Source organism: Paracoccus sp. (in: a-proteobacteria), assembly GCF_047605025.1.
GTDB lineage: Bacteria > Pseudomonadota > Alphaproteobacteria > Rhodobacterales > Rhodobacteraceae > Paracoccus.
Window position 1 is genome coordinate 82,457 of sequence record NZ_JASGGO010000013.1, and the last position, 21,307, is coordinate 103,763.

Sequence of the window (21,307 nt, forward strand, 5' to 3'; positions counted from 1 at the left end):
TTTCCCGGCATCTGTTCAGGTAAAATGCGGGCGGTGGCGATTTTCGGTCTTTTCAAACGGCGGGGCCCGAACCTATAGTCCGGCCCATGACTCGGATGCGACCTATCATCGCCACGGCCCCTGACGCGCACAATGGCGCGCGTTTTGCCGTGAACCTTCGCGGTCTGCTTCTTCTTACGCTGCGCTGAGCGGGTCCCCGGGCCGCCGCTCAGTCAGGTTGGCGCCCGGAAACCAACCCCAAGCGTAAAGAAGGAAGATCCCAGATGACCGACAAAAGCCGCGTTCTGATATTCGACACCACCCTGCGCGATGGCGAGCAATCGCCCGGCGCCACCATGACCCATGCCGAGAAGCTGGAAATCGCCCAGATGCTGGACGAGATGGGCGTGGACATCATCGAGGCGGGCTTTCCCATCGCCTCGGAGGGCGACTTCGCCGCCGTGAGCGAGATCGCCAAGCTGGCGCGCAATTCGGTGATCTGCGGCCTGGCCCGCGCCCAGTTCCCCGACATCGACCGCTGCTGGGAGGCGGTGAAGCATGCGAAGCGCCCGCGCATCCACACCTTCATCGGCACCTCTCCGCTGCACCGCGCCATTCCGAACCTGGACATGGACCAGATGGCCGAGCGCATCCACCAGACCGTGACCCATGCCCGCAACCTGTGCAACGATGTGCAGTGGTCGCCCATGGACGCGACACGCACCGAGCATGACTATCTGTGCCGCGTGGTCGAGATCGCGATCAAGGCCGGTGCCACCACGATCAACATTCCCGACACCGTGGGCTATACCGCGCCGCGCGAAAGCGCCGCGCTGATCGCCATGCTGCTGGAGCGGGTGCCGGGCGCGGACGAGGTGATCTTTGCCACGCATTGCCACAACGACCTAGGCATGGCGACGGCCAACAGCCTGGCCGCCGTCGAGGCGGGCGCGCGTCAGGTCGAATGCACCATCAACGGGCTGGGCGAGCGCGCCGGAAACACCGCGCTGGAAGAAGTCGTGATGGCGCTGAAGGTGCGTCACGACATCATGCCCTTCACCACCGGCATCGACACGACAAAGATCATGGGGCTGTCGCGGCGGGTGGCGCAGGCCTCGGGCTTTGTCGTGCAGCCGAACAAGGCCATCGTCGGCAAGAACGCCTTCCTGCACGAATCCGGCATCCACCAGGACGGCGTGCTGAAGAACGTCGAGACCTTCGAGATCATGCGCCCCGCCGATATCGGCCTGAACGAGGCCAATATCGCCATGGGCAAGCATTCGGGCCGCGCCGCGCTGCGCAGCAAGCTGCGCGACCTGGGCTATGATCCCGGCGACAACCAGCTGAAGGACATCTTCGTCCGCTTCAAGGCCCTGGCCGACCGCAAGAAAGAGATCTACGACGAGGATCTGGTCGCCCTGATGCAGGACAGCGCCGCCAATACCGAAAACGACCATCTGCAAGTCAGGCACCTGCGCGTGGTCTGCGGCAGCGACGGCCAGTCGGCCGACCTGACCATGCTGGTGGGCGGCGAGGAGAAATCGGTCCATGCCACGGGCGACGGTCCGGTCGATGCCTGCTTCAACGCCGTCAAGGCGATCTGGCCGCATGAGGCGCGGCTGCAACTGTATCAGGTCCATGCCGTGACCGAGGGGACCGACGCCCAGGCGACCGTCAGCGTGCGGATGGAGGAGAGCGGGCGCATCGTCACCGGTCAGGCCGCCGATACCGACACCATCCTGGCCAGCGTGAAAGCCTATGTCGGGGCGCTGAACCGGCTGAAGGTGCGGCGCGAGATGGTCGGCAAGGATGCCGATGCCAAGCAGGTCAGCATGTATTCGCACTGACCGGACGTGGGGGCGGCGTTTCAGGCCGCCCCCCGCTTTTGCGCGAAGCCCAGATCGACGCCTTGCAGGAAGGGAAAATCCTCGGCCAGTTCGGCGTGGAAGGCTGCGGGCCGCATCGGCTTGAACCATTTCGGGAAGGGCGCGGCGATGCTTGCGACCGAGTCCCCCTCGTCCCAGCGGGTCTGGACATAGCCCAGGCCCGAGGTGTCGGTGAAGCCGGGCATGTTCTTCGGGATCTGGAAATGGTTGAAGGCGTAGACGCTGCGCCCCGCCCGGCGCAGCCGCACCGTCGCCCCCGCGCTCATGAAGGGCTGATGCGCGTTCCAGAAGCTGACCGGCGCACCGCCGTAGCTGCCGAAGACCAGCCCGCGCGGATAGCTGATGCCGAAGGCGGGCAGGTCGGTGAAACGCAGGGCATGGCGGCGGATGCGCGCGACATGATGGCGCGACAGCGCGTCGTCATCGTCCAGCCGGAACTGGATCACGGGGCGCCCCGCCTCGGCCGCCGCGCGCTGCAATTCGGGGCGCAGCGCATCCAGCGTGTTGCGCTTTTCGGACAGCAGCACCCGCACCTGCCGCAGGCCCGCGCAAAGATCCATCAGCCGCTCGCGCGCGAGGGGCGGCAATTCGGGAGAGGTCAGGATCAGGAAGCGGAAATCCGAATCCGTCTGCGCCCGGATCGAGGGCAGGCATAATGTCTCAAAGGCCGTGAAGCGACGCTCCAGCCGCTTGGGCGCATAGATCAGTGCCGCGCGGCGCGCCAGAAGCTCGGGGGAGTTGCCGTCCTTGCCCTGGGTCTCGGCCCAGTCGCAGGAGCCCAGGAAGGAAAACCGGCAGATCCCGAGTATATCGTCGCGCAAGCTGGCCCCCTGATCCGGTTTCGCCTCGCAAGGCTAAAAATCGGGCGTTCCCGGGTCAAGGCGCCGGAGGCCGAATATTGCGCGGCAAGGCTGAGGAAATATGCGGATTTCGGGTTTCCGCGACGCAAATCACGTCCTATATGACCACAACCTGCGGTGGGGCGACTCAGCGGGTCCAATCGGGCAATGGCCGCCGGTCAACGGGGGCGCGAAGCCGCCCGGAACGGCGCGGCAGAAGGGACAATGGAATGGCTTTTGGCGGATTGTTTTCCACCGACATCGCGATCGATCTGGGCACCGCGAACACGCTGATCTATGTCAAGGGCAAGGGCATCATCCTGAATGAGCCCTCGGTCGTCGCCTATCACGTCAAGGACGGCAAGAAGCAGGTCCTGGCCGTGGGCGAGGATGCCAAGCTGATGCTGGGCCGCACCCCCGGCAGCATCGAGGCCATTCGCCCCATGCGCGAGGGTGTGATCGCCGATTTCGACAGCGCCGAGGAAATGATCAAGCATTTCATCAAGAAGGTGTTCCGGCGCACGACCTTTTCGAAACCCAAGATCATCGTCTGCGTGCCCCATGGCGCGACGCCCGTGGAAAAGCGGGCGATCCGGCAATCGGTGTTGTCGGCGGGCGCGCGCCGTGCCGGGCTGATCGCCGAGCCGATCGCTGCGGCCATCGGCGCGGGCATGCCCATCACCGAGCCGACCGGCAGCATGGTCGTCGATATCGGCGGCGGCACCACCGAGGTCGCGGTCCTGTCGCTGGGCGATGTGGTCTATGCGCGTTCGGTCCGCATCGGCGGAGACCGCATGGACGACGCGCTGATCAACTATCTGCGCCGCAACCACAACTTGCTGATCGGCGAATCCACCGCCGAGCGGGTCAAGACCCAGATCGGCACAGCGCGCATGCCCGATGACGGGCGCGGCGCCACGATCATGGTGCGCGGCCGCGACCTGCTGAACGGCATCCCGAAAGAGATGGAGATCACCCAGGCCATGGTCGCCGAGGCGCTGGCCGAGCCGGTGCAGCAGATCTGCGAAGCGGTGATGGTCGCGCTGGAGGCGACCCCGCCCGATCTGGCCGCCGACATCGTGGACCGGGGCGTGATGCTGACCGGCGGCGGCGCCATGCTGGGCGAACTGGACCTGGCGCTGCGCGAGCAGACGGGCCTGTCGATCAGCCTGGCAGACCAGCCGATGAGCTGCGTGGCCCTGGGCACCGGCAAGGCGCTGGAGTTCGAAAAACAGCTTCGCCACGTCATCGACTACGATAGCTGATCCCCGGCCCATGGCGCGCAAGGGCCCAGATTACGCGGCTCCGGTCCGCCGCATCCTCGTTTCGCTTCTGGTCCTGGCGCTGCTGGGGGTGTTTCTGTTCTGGCAGATCGACAGCCCCCGCGCCGAACGGCTTCGCGCGCAGATCATCGACCGGCTGGTGCCCGGCTTCGAATGGGCGATGGCGCCGGTGACGAAGCTGGGGCGGATGGCCGCGGGCTTTCAATCCTATGCCCGGCTTTACGAGCAGAACCAGGAACTGCGCCGCGAGCTGCAAAAGATGTCGGCCTGGAAAGAGGCCGCCGTCCAGCTTGAGCAGGAGAACGCCAAGCTTCTGGCGCAGAACAATGTCCGCATCGACCCGGCATTGACCTATATTTCGGGCGTGGTGCTGACCGATAGCGGCACGGCCTTTCGCCAGTCCGTGCTGTTGAACGTGGGCGCGCGGGACGGCGTGCTGGACGGCTGGGCCACGATGGACGGATTGGGCCTGGTCGGACGCATCTCGGGCGTGGGCGAGACGACCAGCCGGGTGATGCTGCTGACCGACCCCTCAAGCCGGGTGCCGGTGACGATCCTGCCCTCGGGCCAGCATGCGCTGCTTTCGGGCGACAATACGGCGCTGCCCGCGATGGAGTTCATCGAAAGCCCCGAGGGGCTGCGGCCCGGCGACCGGGTGATCAGTTCCGGCGATGGCGGCGTGTTTCCGCCGGGCCTTCTGGTCGGACAGGTCGCGCAGGCCAGCGACGGGCGGTTGCGGGTGCGGCTGGCGGCCGATTACGGGCGGCTGGAATTCCTGCGCGTGCTGCGCAGCCATCCGGCCGAGCGGCTGGCCGATACCGGGCTTCTGATCCCGCCGCCACCCTCGGAGTTCATCGGCCCGCCGATGCCGCCGATGATGGATCTGGACCCCCTCGCCACCGCCCAGCGGGCCGAGCAGGCGGCCGAGGCCGTCCGCCTGGGCCTGCCCACCCCGCCGCCCCTGACCGAGCCGGCCGAGCCCGCCGAACCGAATGACTGAGGCGCCGCGCCATCCCCGGCAGCTTGGCCGGCATCTGGGACAGGCCCTGTTCGCGGCGCTGTTCCTGGGGCTGCTGTTTCTGCGGCTGATGCCGCTGGCGCCGGGGCGCATGGTCTGGCCCGGCCCGGACCTGGCGCTGTGCCTGGCTTTGGCCTGGATCCTGCGCCGCCCCGATCAGGCGCCGGTCCTGCTGATCGCGGCACTGTTTCTGATCGAGGACATCATGCTGTGGCGCCCGCCCGGCCTTTGGACCGCGATCATCGTCATCGGCACCGAGGCCGCCCGCAAGCGCGAGGGGCATTGGCGGGAATTGCCGTTCGTGGTTGAATGGATGCGCGTGGCGCTGCTGGTCGGGCTTATGGTGTTGATGAACAGATTCCTGCTGTCGCTGTTCCTGGCACCCCTGCCGTCCTTGGGGCAGGCCCTGATGCAGTATCTCGCGACCGTGGCCACCTATCCGCTGGTCGCGGGCCTGCTGCGCTGGCCCCTGGGCCTGCGCCGCGCACCGACCGAGACCTGATCCGGGCGGGGCTTGGGTCGTCGGGCCGGAGGACTGGCCCGAAACGCCCAAAGCCCAAGCAAGACGCCCGCATAAGAAAGACGAAGGACACCGCCGCGCCATGCGCAAGTCGCAAAAGGAAATTGCCGAAAGCAGCCGCCTCATCTCGCGCAGGGTGTTGATGCTGGGTGCCGTCCAGACCTCGGTGGTGGCGGCGCTGGGGATGAAGCTGCGCTCGATGCAGCTTGAGCATGCCGAGCAATATCGCATGCTCTCGGACGGGAACTCGATCAAGATCCGGCTCCTGCCCCCGGCGCGCGGGCTGATCCTGGACCGCAACGGCGTGGTGATCGCGGGCAACGAGCAGAATTACCGCGTCACGCTGACGCGCGAGGATGCGGGCGATGTCTCGGCGGTGATCGCGCGGCTGCGCCATATCATTCCGATGACCGACCACCAGGTAGCCGAGCTTCTGGCCGAGATCCGCCGCCGCAGCGCCGTGACCCCGGTGATGATCGCCGACCGGCTGAGCTGGGCGGAGTTTTCCTCGATCGCGCTCAACGCGCCCTCGCTGCCCGGCGTCACGACCGAGGCGGGGCTGTCGCGCAGCTATCCCCGCGCGGGCGATTTCTCGCATGTGCTGGGCTATGTCGGGCCGGTCTCGGATTACGACCTGTCCAAGATCGAGAACCCCGATCCGGTGCTGCGCCTGCCCGAGTTCCAGCTTGGCAAGGTCGGCATGGAGGCGCGGCTGGAAGAACCCCTGCGCGGCAAGGCGGGCGCGCGGCGGATCGAGGTCAACAGCGCCGGGCGCGAGATGCGCGAACTTTCGCGGATCGAGGGTCAGCAGGGCGCCACGCTGCAAACCACGCTGGACGCCCGCTTGCAGAACTTCGCGACCGAGCGGCTGGGCAACGAAAGCGCCGCCGCCGTGGTGATCGACGTGACCACGGGCGATATCGTCGCGATCTCGTCTTCGCCGGTCTTCGATCCGAACAAGTTCGTGCGCGGCATCTCGGGGCCGGATTACCGCGAACTGATGAACCACGACCATCGCCCGCTGGCCGACAAGACGGTGCAGGGCGCCTATCCGCCCGGCTCGACCTTCAAGATGGTGACGCTGCTGGCCGGACTGGAATCGGGCGTGATCAATTCCGGCACGCGCTTCTTTTGCCCCGGCTTCATCCAGCTTGCGGGCCGCAAGTTCCATTGCTGGAGCCGGGGCGGCCACGGCACGGTGGACGCGGTGAACAGCCTCGCCCATTCCTGCGACGTTTTTTATTACGAACTGGCGCAGCGCGTGGGCATCGACCGGATCGGGGCCATGGCGCGCAAGCTGGGCATCGGCATTCGCCACGACCTGCCCATGTCCGCCATCGCCGAGGGGATCGCGCCGGACCGTGCCTGGAAGCGGGCGCGCTATGATCAGGAATGGCAGCTTGGCGATTCGCTGAACGCCTCGATCGGCCAGGGCTATGTGCTGGCCTCGCCCCTGCAACTCGCGGTGATGACGGCGCGGGTGGCGACCGGGCTTGCGGTCGAGCCGCGCCTGGTGCGCGCCATCGACGGCGTGCCGGTGCCGGTCAAGGAATTCCAGCCGCTGGACCTGAACCCCCTGAACCTGCGCATCGCGCGCGCGGGAATGGATGCGGTGATGAATTCGGACCGGGGCACGGCGCGGCGCGCGCGCATCGTGACCGAGGAATGGCGCATGGCGGGCAAGACCGGCACCAGCCAGGTCAGAAACATCACCGCGGCCGAGCGCGCGCGGGGCGTGATCTCGAACGACCAGCTTCCCTGGAGCCGGCGCGACCATGCGCTTTTCGTCTGCTATGCCCCTTTCGGCGCACCGCGTTATGCGGTCTCGGTGGTGGTCGAGCATGGCGGCGGCGGCTCGGCGGTGGCCGCGCCCATCGCCCGCGACATCCTGCTGTTCGCGCTAGCCGACGGCCTGCCCCCGATCACCGCCTATCCCGATGACGGCACCCGCGCCAAGGTGCAGGAAATATGGTCGCGCATGAACCTGATGCCCGCGACCCGGCCCAACCCCACCCGCGCGAGGGCCTGAGCGATGGGTTATCTGGACTATAGCGTCGAGCGTGTGCCGACCGGCTGGCGCAAGATCCTCTATATCAACTGGCCGCTGGTTTTCCTTGTCACCGCAGTCAGTTGCATCGGATTTTTGATGCTTTACTCGGTTTCGGGCGGGGATATAGACCGCTGGGCCATGCCCCAGATCGAGCGTTTCGCGGCGGGCATGGCGATCATGCTGGGACTGGCCTTCGTGCCGATCTGGTTCTGGCGCTCGATCTCGGTCGGGTTCTATGCGACCTGCCTGGTGCTGCTGGTCCTGGTCGAGGTCATGGGCCATGTCGGCATGGGCGCGCAGCGTTGGCTGGTGCTCGGGCCGGTCCGCATCCAGCCCTCGGAACTGACCAAGATCGCCTTCGTGATGACCCTGGCCGCCTATTACGACTGGCTGCCGGTCGATAAGGTCTCGCGCCCGCTTTGGGTGCTGATCCCGGTCCTTCTGATCCTGACGCCCACGGCGCTGGTGCTGATGCAGCCGGACCTGGGCACCTCGGTCATGCTGATCGCGGGCGGCGGGATTGTGATGTTCGCGGCCGGCGTCAGCCTGTGGTATTTCGGCGCCGTCATCGCCATCGTCGCGGGCCTGGTGACGGCGGTGATGGAAAGCCGGGGCACCGACTGGCAGCTTCTGCACGATTACCAGTTCAAGCGCATCGACACCTTCCTGGACCCCACCTCGGACCCGCTGGGCGCGGGCTATAACATCATGCAGGCCCAGATCGCGCTGGGATCGGGCGGCATGTCCGGTCGCGGCTTCATGCAGGGCACGCAGTCGCGGCTGAACTTCCTGCCCGAGAAGCACACGGATTTCATCTTCACCTCGCTGGCCGAGGAGTTCGGCTTTATCGGCGCGGCCTCTCTGCTGGCGCTTTATGTCCTGATCCTGGGCTTTGCGCTGCATTCGGCGCTGACCAATCGCGACCGTTTCGCAAGCCTGATGACCATCGGCATCGCCGGGACGTTCTTTCTGTATTTCGCCATCAACATGGCCACGGTGATGGGAATGCTGCCTGCCAAAGGCTCGCCCTTGCCGCTGGTCAGCTATGGCGGCACCTCGCTGATGATCCTGCTGATGGGCTTCGGCATCCTGCAATCGGCCCATGTCCACCGCCCGAGGTAATCCCATGCGCGTCCTTTTCGCCGCTCCCCAGAAATACTGGACCGCATGGGCGCCCGCGCTTCGCGCCGCCTGCCCCGAGATGGACCTGGCGCGCGATGGCGATCCCGCCGGCTTCGACGCGCTGATCTATGCGCCGGGCTATCCCGAGGATGGCGGCCCGCTGGATTTCACCCCCTTCACCGGCGCGCGCGTCGTGCAAAGCCTTTGGGCGGGGGTCGAGCGGATCGTCACGAACCCCACCCTGACCCAGCCCCTGTGCCGCATGGTCGATCCCGGCCTGGCACGGGGAATGGTGGAATATTGCCTCGGCTGGGTGATGCGCGCTCATCTGGGCATGCATGCCTATCGCCAGGACGGGGTTTGGCGCAACGGGGTGGTCCCGCCCCTGGCCAGCCGCCGCCGCGTCACCGTTCTGGGCATGGGCGAGCTTGGCGGCCCTGTCGCGGCGACGCTGGCGGGACTGGGGTTCCAGGTGACGGGCTGGTCGGCCTCGGGCCGCGCGGCGGCGGCGGGAAACGGGATCGAGGTGCTGGGCGCCAAGGATCTGCCCGAGGCGCTGGGACGGGCAGAAATCCTGGTCTGTCTGCTGCCCGACACCGCCGCCACGCGCGGGCTTCTGAACGCGGCAACCCTGGCGCTGCTGCCGAAGGACGCCACCATCATCAATGCCGGGCGCGGCACCCTGATCGACGAGACGGCGCTTCTGGCCGCGCTGGAAACGGGCCGTCCCGGCCATGCTATCCTGGACGTGTTCCAGACCGAGCCCCTGCCCCCCGGCCATCCCTTCTGGTCCAACCCGCATGTGACCGTCACCCCCCATATCGCCGCCGAGACCCGGCCCGAGACCGCCGCCCCCGTCGCCGCCGACAACCTGCGCCGCGCCATGCGGGGCCTGCCCCTGCTGCATCTGGTGGACAGAAAACGCGGCTATTGAATGATCCCGTTTACCGGCTGCGGGGCGCATGTTACCAAGGCGCAGCGCCGAAGGCGGATCAACCTACGCGCGACTTTGGCCCGGTCCTCGGGCAAATGGATTGGCAGACGGCCCCCTGGCCGATGGAGTGAGAGATGGTGATTACCCCCGTTCTTCTGGCCGGTGGTTCGGGCACGCGGCTCTGGCCCGTCTCGCGCAAGAGCTTTCCCAAGCAGTTCGTCTCGCTGATCGGCGATCTGACGCTGTTCCAGGCTTCGGCCAAGCGGCTTTCCGGGCCGCGCTTCGCGGCGCCCCTGGTGATGACCAATGCCGATTTCCGCTTCATCGTGGCCGAGCAACTTGACCAGATCAGGATCGAGCCCGCCGCCATCGTGATCGAGCCCAAGGGCCGCAATACCGCCCCCGCGATTCTGGCCGCCGCGCTGATGGCCACCGCCCGCGACCCCGAGGCGCTGCTGCTGGTCGCGCCCTCGGATCATGTGGTGCCGGATGCCGAGGCTTTCGGGCAGGCGGTCGAGCTTGGTGCCTCGGCCGCGGCCGAGGGGCGGATCGTGACCTTCGGCATTGCGCCTTCCCGCCCCGAGACCGGCTATGGCTACATGGAGGCCGAGGGCGCGGGCGCGGGTCCGCTGGTGCTGAAGCGCTTCGTCGAAAAACCCGATGCCGAGAATGCGGCAAGGATGATCGCGCAGGGCAATTACCTGTGGAATGCGGGGATCTTCCTTTTCCGCGCCGCCACGATGATCCAGGCGTTCAAGGCTCATGCCGCCGAATATCTGGCCCCGGTCCAGGCCGCGCTGGACGAAGCGCGTCAGGATCTGGGTTTCCTGCGGCTCGCGCCCGAGCCCTGGGACCGCCTGCCCGATCTGTCGATCGACTATGCCGTGCTGGAAAAGGCCGCGAACCTTTCGGTCGTGCGCTATGCGGGCCATTGGTCGGACCTGGGCGGCTGGGATGCCGTCTGGCGCGAGGCGCAGGGCCCCGAGGGGTTGCCCGACGGCAATGTGACGGATGAACGCTCGACCGCGATCGATTGCGACAACGTGCTTTTGCGCGCCCAGGACGAGGGCGTCGAAGTCGTGGGCATCGGGCTGAAGGATGTCATGGTCGTCTCGACCAAGGATGCGGTGCTGGTCGCCGGCATGGACCGGGCGCAGGATGTGCGGCTGGCGGTCGGCGCGCTGAAAGCCAAGGGCGCGCGCCAGGCCGAAAGCTTTCTGCGCGACAACCGCCCCTGGGGTTGGTATGAGACGCTGGCCCTGGCCGACCGCTTCCAGGTCAAGCGCATCGTGGTCAATCCGGGCGCGGCCCTGTCGCTGCAATCCCATTTCCACCGCTCCGAGCATTGGATCGTCGTCTCGGGAACGGCGCGGGTGACGGTGGACAAGACGGTGACGCTGGTGACCGAGAACCAGTCCATCTATGTCCCCCTGGGCGCCGTCCACCGGATGGAGAATCCCGGCAAGGTGCCGATGGTGCTGATCGAGGTCCAGACCGGCTCTTACCTGGGCGAGGACGACATCGTGCGATACGAGGATGTCTATTCGCGCAGCTAAGGGGTTGCGGGGAAATGTTCGCGGCACGCCAGCCCGTGCATGACGGCGCCGGCGATGCCGCAAGGCCCCCCGCGCGATGATCGCCGCCTGCCTCAAGGCGGGGCGGATCCAGTTGGCGACGGCCGCCATCCCGGCCCTGGACATGCGAGCCGCGCTTTCCGCGTAGGTCTTCAGGCTTATTCCCGGCGCGCGCCGATCTGGATCTAGTCAGGACTTATGCGTCGGGAGCGGATCGAGCCCTTTCGCGACGATGCATGCCGTGCCTGGCGCTGCGGTGGTGATAGGCTTCGCCGCGCTTCTTTCACTCGTCGGCCAGATGGAATCGGAACTGGCATGGCCGCAGGCCATCACCCCGATAAACCGCCCATTGACACCCGCCCGATAGAAAGCCCCGCCATCCGCCGGCAAATCGGCTTTCCTCGCCAGCGCGTGGGACAGAGATCCGCCATTCGTGGGAAGCGGCCGGCGTCGTCTGGATGAGGCGCCGCTTGTTTCGGCCTATGCCCCGTCCATGCCCCGTCCGATCCGGTCTTCCGCCCATGCCATGGCTTCACCGATCCGGCCTTATATAGTATAGTCCCCCATACCATATGACGCAAAGGCCAGCCATCGCCATGTCTCACACCATCCGCGACAAAGAGAAGCTGATTGCTAGGGTCCGCCGCCTGAAAGGTCAGATCGAGGGGATCGAGCGCGCGCTTGAGGCCGGCAAACCCTGCGGCGAAATCCTGCGCCAGCTTGCTTCCGCGCGCGGCGCGATGAGCGGGCTGGCAGCCGAGGTCATGGAGGATCACCTGCGCGAGCATGTGCTTCACGCCGAAACCGAAGCCGACCGCCGGCAGGGCGGCGAAGAGCTGATCGACATCATCCGAACCTATATGAAATAAGCCGGTGCCCCGGCGGGAGCCATGTCCCATGTCCGCAATCGACATCTCTGCCCATACCCGCGAACATAACTTCCTCGGGCGCGACCATCGGCGCAACGAGCGCAGGGTCTGGCTGGTCATCGCCCTGACGGCCACGATGATGGTCGTCGAAATCGCCGCGGGCAGGATCTATGGCTCGATGGCGCTGGTGGCCGATGGCTGGCATATGTCCACCCATGCCGGGGCGATGCTGATCGCGGCGCTGGCCTATCTCTATGCGCGCCGCCATGCCGAGGATCGCCGCTTCACCTTCGGCACAGGCAAGCTCGGCGACCTTGGCGGCTTTGCCAGCGCCATCGTCCTTGCCCTTGTCGCGCTGCTCATCGGCTGGGAAAGTCTGCTGCGGCTGACCGATCCCGTCGAGATCAGCTTCGGACAGGCGATCACCGTCGCGCTGCTCGGGCTCGCGGTCAATCTTGGCTGCGCCTGGCTGCTCCGGGACGATCACGCCCACCATCATCACGGACATGGACATCACCATGCGCATGATCACGATGGCGACCGACATGACCATGCGCGGGACAACAACCTGCGCGCCGCCTATCTGCATGTTCTGGCCGATGCGCTGACCTCGATCCTCGCCATCCTGGCGCTGCTGGCCGGGCGCGCCTATGGCTGGCTCTGGGCCGATCCGCTGATGGGCGTCATGGGCGCGCTGGTGATCGCGCGCTGGTCCTGGGGGCTGATCCGCGATTCAGGCACGGTCCTTCTGGACCGGATTCCCGCAGGCGAGAACCTGCCGGAAGAGATCCGCGAGGCGATCGAGACCGGGGCCGACCGGATCACGGACCTGCATGTCTGGCAGATCGGGCCGGGCCATCATGCCGCCATCATCTCGCTGATGTCGAGCAATCCCGCGACCCCAGCGGAATACAAGGCCCGCCTGGCCGAAATACACGAGCTCTCTCACATCACCGTCGAGGTCGAGCGGGGGGTTGTCACAGCCTAGCAATCCGCCAAGGAATCCTGTGGCCGTCCTCTGCGGCGCCTTCGACGCGCATCGAACGCCGTCAAAACAGGAATGCTGATGGCACGGGACAGATGGACCGCTTCCCTCGGCTCGATATGCCGGGTTGCAGTCATCAAGCACGGGCGTTTCCGCAGAGGCTGGGGGCTTTGCCCCCACGTTTTGCGCCCCCCTCAATGGGGGTCGCAAAACGTTCCCCCAGGATATTTAGGCATGAAAGACGCAGTCACGGCGCGAGCAATTTGCGGTAGAGTTGATCAAGGAAGCTTTGAGCCTCGGCGAAGGGATCGTGACACTCACCCAGGAGGGCGCGAACCTGGACCTCGAAATCGGCGTAATGCTGGGTCAGCGCCCAGATCGAGAACAGCAGGTGATGCGGATCGAGCCGGGCGATACGGCCCTTTGCGGCCCATTGCGCGATCAGCGCCGCCTTTTCGTCCACCAGTTCGCGCAGCGCGCCGCCCAGGATCGGCATGAGTCGCGGCGCGCCTTGCAGCACCTCATTCGCGAAAAGCCGACTTTCCTGCGGGTAGTCGCGAGACATTTCCAATTTGCGCCTCGCATAGGCAAGCAATTGTTCTACCGGGTCGCCATCTGCCCGCAACGCGCGCAGGGGCGCGAGCCAGAGTTCCATCAATGCCTGAAGCAATTCGGTGTGAATCGCCTCTTTCGAGGGGAAGTAATAGAGCACATTGGGTTTCGACAGCCCCGCCGTCTCGGCGATCTGGTCGATGGTGGTCCCAGCATAGCCGCGTGCTGAAAATTCTTGCAGTGCCGCCGAGAGGATCGCCCGGCGGTTCTTCCTTTGGATTCGGCTTCTGCCCTGCGGCTGGTCTTGCATGGGGTTTCCGGGCTGGGAAGGGCGCGGCCTGGAATGGCACGTGCACGGGCGCTTGACTGCCCCTTACCCCGTGCTAGCCTGATCCTGACCAACTGGTCAATATTCTGCTTCGGGCTTGGGCGGGGCGCCGCGACAGCCCGCCCAAGCCCGAAGCAAGGTGGCCGCCGGACAGGAAGGAGAATGCGATGACGACTGCCTCTGGCGGCGAGGGCGCGATGCCGAACATGAAGGTCGACGGGGATCGGCTGTGGCAGAGCCTGATGGACATGGCCCGGATCGGGCCGGGCGTCGCGGGCGGCAACAATCGCCAGACCCTGACAGATGCCGATGCCGAGGGGCGCGCGCTTTTTCAGTCCTGGTGCGATGCCGCCGGGCTGAGCATGGGCGTGGATGCCATGGGCACCATGTTCGCCGCCCGCCCCGGCACCGATCCCGAAGCCCTGCCCGTCTATATCGGCAGCCATCTGGACACACAGCCCACCGGCGGCAAGTTCGACGGCGTGCTGGGCGTCCTGGCCGGGCTGGAGGTCGTGCGCTCGTTGAACGACATGGGCATCCGCACGCGCCGCCCCATCGTCGTCACCAACTGGGCGAATGAGGAAGGCGCGCGCTTTGCGCCGGCCATGCTGGCTTCGGGCGTCTTCGCCGGAGAGATCGGCCTTGAGCACGCCTATGCGCGCCAGGACCTGGACGGGCTGACCTATGGCGCCGAATTGGAGCGGATCGGTTGGAAGGGGACCGAGCCGGTCGGCGCGCGCAGGATGCATGCCTATTACGAGTTGCATATCGAGCAGGGCCCGATCCTGGAGGCCGAGGGCAAGGAGATCGGGGTCGTCACCCATTGCCAGGGGTTGTGGTGGCTGGAATTCACCCTGACCGGGCGCGAGGCGCATACCGGCTCGACCCCGATGGCGATGCGGGTCAATGCGGGCCTGGCCATGGCCCGCATCCTGGAGATGGTCCAGGAGGTCGCCATGGCCGAGCAACCCGGCGCGGTGGGCGGTGTCGGACAGATGAAATTCGCGCCGAACAGCCGCAATGTGCTGCCGGGGAAAGTGGTGTTCACCGTCGATATCCGCAGCCCCGACCAGGCCAAGCTGGACCGCATGCGCGCCGCGATCGAGGCCCGAGCGAGCGCGATCTGCGCTGCTCTGGGCGTCGGCTGCGCCATCGAGGCGGTCGGCCATTTCGACCCCGTGACCTTCGCGCCAGAGTTGGTCGAGACCGTGCGCCGCGCCGCCGACCGGCTGGGCTATCGCCATATGGAGGTGATCTCGGGCGCCGGGCATGACGCCTGCTGGGCCGCGAAAGTCGCGCCGGCGACGATGATCTTTTGCCCCTGCGTCGGCGGTGTTTCGCATAACGAAGCCGAAGAGATCAGCCCGGAATGGGCCGCCGCCGGTGCCGATGTGCTGCTGCATGCGGTGCTGGAAACGGCTGAGATCGGCGCATGACCTCGGCACCGGGACGGGGGCTCCGCCCCCCGCTTTGCCGGCCCCTCGATGGGGCCGGCAAAGCGCCCCCCGGGATATTTGGACAAGAAAGAGGGATTCAGGCATGAGCACGGTCATCAAGGGCGGCATCATCGTCACGGCGGATCTGAGCTATCCCGCCGATATCCTGGCCGATGGCGGCAAGATCGCCGCCATCGGCCAGGGGCTGACCGGCAACCGGGTTCTGGATGCCTCGGGCTGCTATGTCATGCCCGGCGGCATCGATCCGCATACCCATCTGGAGATGCCCTTCATGGGCACCTATTCCGCAGACGACTTCGAGAGCGGCACCCGCGCCGCCCTGGCGGGGGGCACGACGATGGTGGTGGACTTCGCCCTGCCCTCGCCCGGCCAGGGGCTGATGGACGCGCTGAGGATGTGGGACAACAAATCCGGGCGGGCGCATTGCGATTATTCCTATCACATGGCCATCACCTGGTGGGGCGAGCGGGTCTTTGACGAGATGGCCGCCGTGGTGGATCGCGGCATCACCTCGTTCAAGCATTTCATGGCCTATAAGGGCTCGCTGATGGTGAATGACGACGAGATGTTCGCGTCCTTTCGCCGGGTCGGCGATCTGGGCGGCCTGGCCCTGGTCCATGCCGAGAACGGCGATGTGGTGGCCGAGCTTTCCGCCCGGCTGCTGGCCGAGGGCAATAATGGCCCCGAGGGGCACGCCTATTCCCGCCCGCCCCAGGTCGAGGGCGAGGCCACCAACCGCGCCATCATGATCGCCGACATGGCGGGCGTGCCGCTTTATGTCGTCCATACCTCGTGCGAGGACAGCCATGAGGCGATCCGGCGGGCGCGCCAGCAGGGCAAGCGCGTCTGGGGCGAGCCGCTGGTCCAGCATCTGGTGCTGGACGAAAGCGAATATTTCCATCCCGACTGGGACCATGCCGCGCGCCGCGTGATGTCGCCGCCTTTCCGCGACAAGCGGCATCAGGACAGCCTGTGGGCCGGTTTGCAATCGGGCAGCCTGTCCTGCGTCGCGACCGATCATTGCGCCTTCACCACCGCGCAGAAGCGCACCGGCATCGGCGATTTCACCAAGATCCCCAATGGCACCGGCGGGCTGGAGGATCGGATGCCCGTTCTGTGGACCCAGGGGGTGGGCACGGGCCGGCTGACGCCCAACGAATTCGTCGCCGTCACCTCGACCAATATCGCGAAGATCCTGAACATCTATCCGAAAAAGGGCGCGGTCCTGGTCGGATCGGACGCGGATCTGGTGGTCTGGGACCCCGAGGCGGAAAAGACGATCAGCGCCGGTGCGCAGCAATCCTCGATTGATTACAACGTATTCGAGGGGATCAAGGTCAAGGGTCTGCCGCGCTTTACCCTGACGCGCGGCGTCGTCGCCGTGACCGAGGGCAAGGTCGAGAGCCGCGAGGGCCATGGCGAATTCGTCGCCCGGCCCCCGCGTCCCGCCGTCAACCGGGCGCTGTCGGCCTGGAAGGAGTTGACCGCGCCGCGCCCGGTCCAGCGCGCCGGCATTCCGGCGAGCGGGGTGTGACTTGGCGGTGATCGAGGCCCGCGATGTCAGCCTGACCTTTCAGACCGCCGACGGGCCGGTCCATGCGCTGAAGGATGTGAACCTGACCATCGACAAGGGCGATTTCGTCAGCTTCATCGGGCCTTCGGGCTGCGGCAAGACCACCTTCCTGCGTGCCCTGGCCGCGCTTGAGACCCCGACCGGCGGCGCATTGCGGGTGAACGGCATGACACCCGACGAGGCGCGGCGCAAGCGCGCCTATGGCTATGTCTTTCAGGCGCCGGGGCTGTATCCCTGGCGCACGATTGCCAGGAACATCTCGTTGCCGCTTGAGATCATGGGCTTTCCCAGGAAGGACCGCGAGGCGCGGATCGCCCGCGTCCTGGATCTGGTCGAGCTTTCGGGCTTTGCCGGAAAATTCCCCTGGCAACTTTCGGGCGGAATGCAGCAGCGCGCCAGCATCGCCCGCGCCCTGGCCTTCGACGCCGAGATCCTGCTGATGGACGAGCCTTTCGGCGCGCTGGACGAGATCGTGCGCGACCGGCTGAACGAGGCGCTGCTGGAGCTTTGGGCCAAGACCGGCAAGACCATCGGCTTTGTCACCCACTCCATCCCCGAGGCGGTCTATCTGTCGACGCGCATCGTGGTGATGAGCCCGCGACCGGGGCGCATCACGCGGGTCATCGACAGCACTTTGCCGCGCGACCGGCCATTGGATATTCGCGACACGCCGGAGTTCATCCGCATCGCCCATGAGGTGCGCGAGGGGCTGCGCGAGGGGCATGGCCATGACTGAACCGCCCTGCCCCACGCGTGCAGCGCGTGTGCAGCTTTCGTCAACCCTTTCCGTGCCAAGCTGTCCGGGACGGCGAATCGGTCAGGGTGGCATGATGGGGGCCTCATGAACGAGGGGGCGAAAGGATGGGCAAACGCGGTGCTGCCCGTGCTGGCGGTGCTGCTGGGCATCGTGGTGCTGTGGTATGGCGCCGCCGTGGCGATGAACGCCCCCTGGGCGCGCGATCAGGCGGCGCGGGCGGGCGAAAGCCTGGGCACCGGGCGGCTGATCGCCGCGACCATGGCGCAGGACCGCCCGGTCCTGCCCGCGCCGCATCAGGTCGCCAAGGGGCTGTGGGACGGGATCGCGGGGCAAAAGATCACCTCGAAGCGCAGCCTGGTCTGGCATGGCTGGGTCACGCTGTCGGCGACTTTGGCCGGGTTCGCCATGGGCGCGCTGGCCGGCGTCGCGCTGGCGGTCGCCATCGTGCACAGCCGGGTGATGGACCTGTCGGTGATGCCCTGGGCCATCGCCAGCCAGACCGTGCCGATCCTGGCCATCGCGCCCATGGTCATCGTGGTCTTTGCCAGCGCGGGGGTGACGGGGCTGGTGCCCAAGGCGATGATCTCGGCCTGGCTTTCGTTCTTTCCGGTGCTGGTGGGCATGGTCAAGGGGCTGCGCATGCCCGACCGGATGCAGACCGACCTGATGCGAAGCTGGAGCGCCTCGGGGTCGCAGGTGTTCTGGCGGCTGCGTCTGCCCTTGTCCCTGCCCTATCTGTTCGCCAGCCTGAAGGTCGCGGTGGCGGCGGCTTTGGTCGGCGCCATCGTCGGCGAACTGCCCGCCGGGGCCACGGCGGGGCTTGGGGCACGGCTGCTGTCGGGCAGCTATTACGGCCAGACGATCCAGATCTGGGCCGCGCTTTTCGCGGCGGCCGGGCTTGCCGCCGCGCTGGTCGCGATCATCGGCGCGGTCGAGCGGGCGGTGCTGCGCCGCATGGGCCTGGCGCGATGAGCGGGGCCTTGGCCATGCTGGCGCTTTGGCTGGGCGCGACGGGCGCGAACATGGCGCTGGCGCGGCGCGGCGGGCGGCGGGCCACGCTGCTGGTGCCGCTGATCTTCGGCGCGACCCTGCTGGCGCTGTGGGAGATCGCCTGCCGCGCCTTCGCCATCCCGCCGGTGATCCTGCCCAGCCCCGGCGCCATCGGCGCGGCCGTCGCCGGAAACCTGCCGCTGCTTTGGAGCGATTTCGTCCAGACCATCCTGAAGGGCGCGCTTTCGGGCTGGCTGATCGGCGCGGCGCTGGCGGTCGCGGTGGCCGTCGCCATCGACCGCAGCCCCTTCCTGCAACGGGGCCTGCTGCCGATCGGGAATTTCGTGGCGGCGCTGCCGATCGTCGGCATCGCGCCCATCCTGGTCATGTGGTTCGGCTTCGACTGGCAATCCAAGGCGGCGGTCGTGGTGGTGATGGTGTTCTTTCCGATCCTGGTCAACATGGTCGCGGGGCTTTCGGCCACCGATGCGCTGGCGCGCGACCAGATCGCAAGCTGGGGGGCAAGCTATGCCCAGGCCCTGGTCAAGCTGCGCCTGCCCTTTGCCCTGCCCTTTCTGTTCAATGGCTTGAAGATCACCACGACGCTTGCGCTGATCGGCGCCATCGTGGCCGAGTTCTTCGGCTCGCCCACGCGGGGGATGGGGTTTCGCATCTCGACCGCGGTGGGGCAGTTGAACCTGGCCCTGGTCTGGGCCGAGATTCTGGTGGCGGCGCTGGCCGGGACCGCCTTTTACGGCATTGTCGCGCTGATCGAGAAGCGGGTGACGTTCTGGCACCCATCGCAGCGCGGCTGAACAAGGGGCGCGACCCCGCATGACAGGAGAGGACGCATGAAACGGTTTCTGGTGGGGATCGCCGCCCTGGCTCTGGGCTCTGGCATGGCACAGGCGCAAGATAAGGTGCCACTGAGCTTGCAGCTGAAATGGGTCACGCAGGCGCAGTTCGACGGCTATTACGTTGCGCAGGGAAAAGGGTTCTACCAGGACGAAGGGCTTGACGTGACGATCAAGCCGGGTGGGCCGGACATCGCTCCGGTGCAGGTGCTGGCCGGGGGCGGAGCGGATGTGGTCGTCGAGTGGATGCCCGCCGCGCTGGCCGCGCGCGAAAAGGGGTTGGCCATCGTGAACATCGCCCAGCCCTTCAAACGCTCGGGCATGATGCTGACCTGCCGCAAGGAAACCGGGATCAAGACGCCCGCCGATTTCAAGGGCAAGACGCTGGGGGTCTGGTTCTCGGGGAACGAATATCCGTTCCTGAGCTGGATGAACCATCTGGGGCTGAAAACCGATGGCGGACCCGAGGGGGTGACGGTGCTGAAGCAGGGCTTCAACGTCGATCCGCTGTTGCAGAAACAGGCCGATTGCATCAGCACGATGACCTATAACGAATATGGCCAGGTGCTGGATGCCGGGCTGACGCCCGACGACCTGGTGACGTTCAAATACGAGGACCAGGGGGTGGCGACGCTGGAGGACGGGCTTTACGTCCTGGAGCCGACCTTGCAGGATCAGGCCAAGGTCGAGGCGCTGGCGAAATTCGTGCGCGCCACCATGAAGGGCTTTGCCTATGCCGCCGAGCACCCGCAGGAGGCCGCCGAAATCGTGCTTGAGAGCGACGAGACCGGCGCCCAGACCGAGGCGCATCAGCTTCGCATGGCCGAGGAGGTGGCGAAACTGACCGAAGGCGCGACCGGGGCGCTGGACGCGGCGGATTACCAGCGCACGGTGGACACGCTGCTGTCGGGCGGCTCGGACCCGGTGATCACCAAGGCGCCAGAGGGGGCCTATGTGACCACGGTGACGGATCTGGCGCTGAAATAGGCGCCTCCGGCGGGGGTATTTGGAAAACGAAGACGGGCGTGGGCCGGGGGCTTGTCCCGGCCTTCGGCGGTCGGCATGAAGAGGCATGGAGACCACGCCCGTCCGTTCTAACCGCCACCGTCCTCTGGATGACATCCAGGCCATCGCCTATGGCGGTTTCCTGGCCTCGGTAGGCGTTGTGCTGATGACGCATCTGGGTCTTGTCACCGGGCAGACGGCCGGGCTGGCGCTGCTGATCAGCTATGCCACGGGCTGGAGCTTCGGGCCGGTGTTCTTCGTCGTGAACCTGCCCTTCTATTGGCTGGGCTATCGGCGGCTGGGCCTGGGATTCATGCTGAAGAGTTTTGCCGCAGTGGCGCTTATGACCGTGCTTGTCTCGGTTCTGCCGAGGGGGCTGCAATTCGGCCATGTGCATCCGCTGGTCGGTGCGTTGCTGGTCGGTTGCCTGACCGGGACGGCGCTGCTGGCGCTGTTCCGGCATGGTGTCTCGCTGGGCGGGATCGGGATCGTGGCGCTGTATTTGCAGGATGCGACCGGACTCCGGGCGGGTTGGACGCAGTTGGCCTTCGACGCCTGCCTGTTCGCGGCCGCGCTGTTTCTGCGCGACTGGCATCTGGTGGCCTGGTCCTTCCTGGGGGCGGTGGTTTTGAACCTGGTCATCGCCATCAACCATCGCCGCGACCGCTATGTGGCCTGAGGGCGCGTCCGGCAGGGCGCAGGCAGCGCGGCTCGAAAGCCCGTCCGCTTGGT

General features: G+C 66.6%; 19 protein-coding genes. 17 read left to right on the forward strand and 2 right to left on the reverse strand.

Annotated features, from left to right (window positions below; genetic code table 11):
- The first annotated feature begins 263 nt into the window (after positions 1–263).
- The gene (locus tag QM682_RS09565) at positions 264–1,826 is read left to right on the forward strand and encodes a 2-isopropylmalate synthase (protein WP_415129102.1); all 1,563 of its coding nucleotides are present in this window, start codon (positions 264–266) and stop codon (positions 1,824–1,826) included.
- A 20-nt stretch (positions 1,827–1,846) separates the two neighbouring features.
- Here QM682_RS09565 and QM682_RS09570 read toward each other — a convergent pair whose 3' ends face one another.
- Positions 1,847–2,686 carry a glycosyltransferase gene (locus tag QM682_RS09570; RefSeq protein WP_415129104.1) on the reverse strand — a complete coding sequence of 280 codons (840 nt, stop codon included), beginning with the start codon at positions 2,684–2,686 and terminating at the stop codon, positions 1,847–1,849.
- A 248-nt stretch (positions 2,687–2,934) separates the two neighbouring features.
- On the opposite strand from QM682_RS09570, the gene QM682_RS09575 reads away from it, so the two are divergent.
- The 9 genes from QM682_RS09575 to dmeF all read left to right on the forward strand — a co-directional run bounded on the left by QM682_RS09575 (position 2,935) and on the right by dmeF (position 13,062).
- Positions 2,935–3,969 carry a rod shape-determining protein gene (locus tag QM682_RS09575; protein WP_415129105.1) on the forward strand — a complete coding sequence of 345 codons (1,035 nt, stop codon included), beginning with the start codon at positions 2,935–2,937 and terminating at the stop codon, positions 3,967–3,969.
- 10 nt (positions 3,970–3,979) lie between these two features.
- Positions 3,980–4,987 (forward strand): rod shape-determining protein MreC, encoded by a 1,008-nt coding sequence (gene mreC, locus QM682_RS09580; RefSeq protein WP_415129107.1) that lies wholly within the window; start codon positions 3,980–3,982, stop codon positions 4,985–4,987.
- Complete coding sequence (locus QM682_RS09585) at positions 4,980–5,507, forward strand: rod shape-determining protein MreD (RefSeq protein WP_415129109.1); 528 nt, start codon at positions 4,980–4,982, stop codon at positions 5,505–5,507. Before mreC ends, QM682_RS09585 begins: the two co-directional genes overlap by 8 nt.
- Before the next feature lie 100 nt (positions 5,508–5,607).
- On the forward strand, positions 5,608–7,554 hold the full coding sequence (gene mrdA, locus QM682_RS09590; RefSeq protein ID WP_415129111.1) for a penicillin-binding protein 2: 1,947 nt from the start codon (positions 5,608–5,610) through the stop codon (positions 7,552–7,554).
- Positions 7,555–7,557: 3 nt separating this feature from the next.
- The gene (gene rodA, locus QM682_RS09595) at positions 7,558–8,697 is read left to right on the forward strand and encodes a rod shape-determining protein RodA (RefSeq protein WP_415129113.1); all 1,140 of its coding nucleotides are present in this window, start codon (positions 7,558–7,560) and stop codon (positions 8,695–8,697) included.
- Between the two features lie 4 nt (positions 8,698–8,701).
- A complete protein-coding gene (locus QM682_RS09600; RefSeq protein ID WP_415129115.1) occupies positions 8,702–9,631 on the forward strand; it encodes a 2-hydroxyacid dehydrogenase in 930 nt (309 codons plus the stop codon).
- Between the two features lie 134 nt (positions 9,632–9,765).
- Entirely contained in the window at positions 9,766–11,187 is a 1,422-nt protein-coding gene (locus tag QM682_RS09605; protein WP_415129117.1) for a mannose-1-phosphate guanylyltransferase/mannose-6-phosphate isomerase, read from the forward strand.
- Between the two features lie 614 nt (positions 11,188–11,801).
- Complete coding sequence (locus QM682_RS09610; protein WP_415129119.1) at positions 11,802–12,074, forward strand: metal/formaldehyde-sensitive transcriptional repressor; 273 nt, start codon at positions 11,802–11,804, stop codon at positions 12,072–12,074.
- A 28-nt stretch (positions 12,075–12,102) separates the two neighbouring features.
- The gene (gene dmeF / locus QM682_RS09615) at positions 12,103–13,062 is read left to right on the forward strand and encodes a CDF family Co(II)/Ni(II) efflux transporter DmeF (protein ID WP_415129121.1); all 960 of its coding nucleotides are present in this window, start codon (positions 12,103–12,105) and stop codon (positions 13,060–13,062) included.
- Positions 13,063–13,306: 244 nt separating this feature from the next.
- Here the strand turns inward: dmeF and QM682_RS09620 are convergent, their stop codons facing one another.
- Positions 13,307–13,921, reverse strand: coding sequence for a TetR family transcriptional regulator C-terminal domain-containing protein (locus tag QM682_RS09620; RefSeq protein WP_415129123.1), 615 nt, complete (start codon positions 13,919–13,921; stop codon positions 13,307–13,309).
- 185 nt (positions 13,922–14,106) lie between these two features.
- Here QM682_RS09620 and QM682_RS09625 point away from each other — a divergent pair, with 185 nt between their 5' ends.
- From QM682_RS09625 to QM682_RS09655, 7 genes are all read left to right on the forward strand, one after another.
- Positions 14,107–15,375: a Zn-dependent hydrolase gene (locus QM682_RS09625; RefSeq protein ID WP_415129125.1), complete on the forward strand. Its 1,269-nt coding sequence runs from the start codon at positions 14,107–14,109 to the stop codon at positions 15,373–15,375.
- A gap of 103 nt (positions 15,376–15,478) precedes the next feature.
- Positions 15,479–16,930, forward strand: a complete 1,452-nt coding sequence (hydA, locus tag QM682_RS09630) for a dihydropyrimidinase (protein WP_415129127.1) — start codon at positions 15,479–15,481, stop codon at positions 16,928–16,930.
- 1 nt (position 16,931) lies between these two features.
- Positions 16,932–17,705 carry an ABC transporter ATP-binding protein gene (locus QM682_RS09635; RefSeq protein WP_415129129.1) on the forward strand — a complete coding sequence of 258 codons (774 nt, stop codon included), beginning with the start codon at positions 16,932–16,934 and terminating at the stop codon, positions 17,703–17,705.
- A 105-nt stretch (positions 17,706–17,810) separates the two neighbouring features.
- Positions 17,811–18,698 (forward strand): ABC transporter permease, encoded by an 888-nt coding sequence (locus QM682_RS09640; RefSeq protein WP_415129131.1) that lies wholly within the window; start codon positions 17,811–17,813, stop codon positions 18,696–18,698.
- A gap of 50 nt (positions 18,699–18,748) precedes the next feature.
- Entirely contained in the window at positions 18,749–19,531 is a 783-nt protein-coding gene (locus QM682_RS09645) for an ABC transporter permease (protein WP_415129143.1), read from the forward strand.
- Between the two features lie 36 nt (positions 19,532–19,567).
- Complete coding sequence (locus QM682_RS09650) at positions 19,568–20,557, forward strand: ABC transporter substrate-binding protein (RefSeq protein ID WP_415129133.1); 990 nt, start codon at positions 19,568–19,570, stop codon at positions 20,555–20,557.
- A gap of 85 nt (positions 20,558–20,642) precedes the next feature.
- Positions 20,643–21,254 (forward strand): YitT family protein, encoded by a 612-nt coding sequence (locus tag QM682_RS09655; protein ID WP_415129135.1) that lies wholly within the window; start codon positions 20,643–20,645, stop codon positions 21,252–21,254.
- Positions 21,255–21,307 lie beyond the last annotated feature (53 nt).